Origin of the sequence: Streptomyces ipomoeae 91-03, assembly GCF_000317595.1 — a bacterium.
GTDB lineage: Bacteria > Actinomycetota > Actinomycetes > Streptomycetales > Streptomycetaceae > Streptomyces > Streptomyces ipomoeae.
This window is the reverse complement of the sequence record NZ_AEJC01000305.1, coordinates 1-1,543: the sequence shown is the minus strand read 5'-3', so window position 1 is coordinate 1,543 and position 1,543 is coordinate 1. Positions and strand designations below refer to the sequence as shown.

The window sequence follows — 1,543 nt, the reverse complement described above, 5'->3', positions numbered from 1 at the left end:
GAGGGTGAGGAGGTAGGGCAGTTCACCGATGGCGGGGAAGCGGACGCCGCCGATGAGTTCGACGGGGTGGCGTCTTCGTGGGCGCGCAGGTCGAGTTCGGTGGGCTGGGCGAAGCGGGAGAAGTTGTTGACGCACAGTACGAGGTCGTCCTCGTACTCCCGGAGGTAGGCCAGGACGGCGGGGTTGGTCGAGGGCAGTTCGGTGTAGGCGCCGAGGCCGAAGGCGGGGTTCTGCTTGCGGATCTCGATCATGCGGCGGGTCCAGTGCAGCAGTGACGACGGTGAGGACATCGACGCCTCGACGTTCGTGACCTGGTAGCCGTAGACCGGGTCCATGATGGTGGGGAGGAACAGCCGCCCGGGGTCGCTGGAGGAGAATCCGGCGTTGCGGTCCGGGGTCCATTGCATGGGGGTGCGTACGGCGTCGCGGTCGCCGAGCCAGATGTTGTCGCCCATGCCGATCTCGTCGCCGTAGTAGAGGATCGGTGAGCCCGGCAGGGACAGCAGCAGGGCGGTGAACAGTTCGATCTGGTTGCGGTCGTTGTCGAGGAGGGGGGCGAGTCGGCGGCGGATGCCGATGTTGGCGCGCATCCGCGGGTCTTTGGCGTATTCCGCGTACATGTAGTCGCGTTCTTCGTCGGTGACCATTTCGAGTGTCAGCTCGTCGTGGTTGCGCAGGAAGATGCCCCACTGGCAGTTGGAGGGGATGGCCGGGGTCTTGGCGAGGATTTCGGAGACGGGGTAGCGGGATTCCCTTCGGACGGCCATGAAGATCCTCGGCATGACGGGGAAGTGGAATGCCATGTGGCATTCGTCGCCGCCGCTGGGGAAGTCGCCGAAGTAGTCGACGACGTCTTCCGGCCACTGGTTGGCCTCGGCCAGCAGTACGGTGTCGGGATAGTGGGCGTCGATCTCCTTGCGTACCCGTTTCAGGAAGTCGTGGGTGGCCGGGAGGTTTTCGCAGTTGGTGCCCTCCTGCTGGTACAGGTAGGGCACGGCGTCGAGCCGGAAGCCGTCGATGCCCAGGTCCAGCCAGAACCGCAGTGCCGAGATGATCTCCTCCTGTACGGCCGGGTTCTCGTAGTTGAGGTCTGGTTGGTGGGAGAAGAAGCGGTGCCAGAAGTACTGCTTGCGGACGGGGTCGAAGGTCCAGTTGGAGACTTCGGTGTCGACGAAGATGATGCGGGCGTCCTGGTACTGGTCGTCCTTGTCGGCCCAGACGTAGTAGTCGCCGTAGGGTCCTTCGGGGTTGTTCCTGGACTCCTGGAACCAGGGGTGCTGGTCGCTGGTGTGGTTCATGACGAAGTCGATGATGACGCGCATGCCGCGCTGGTGGGCGGCGTCGACGAATTCCACGAAGTCGGCGAGGTCGCCGAATTCGGGGAGGACGGCGGTGTAGTCGGAGACGTCGTAACCGCCGTCCCGCAGGGGGGATTTGAAGAAGGGCGGGAGCCAGATGCAGTCGATGCCCAGCCACTGCAGGTAGTCGAGTTTGGCGGTCAGCCCTTGAGTCGCCGATGCCGTCGCCGTTGCTGTCCTGGAAG

1 pseudogene is annotated in these 1,543 nt (G+C 64.4%); it reads right to left on the bottom strand.

The features are described from left to right. Nucleotides 1-1,543, bottom strand: a pseudogene (gene treS / locus STRIP9103_RS20530) (maltose alpha-D-glucosyltransferase); the annotation flags it as partial.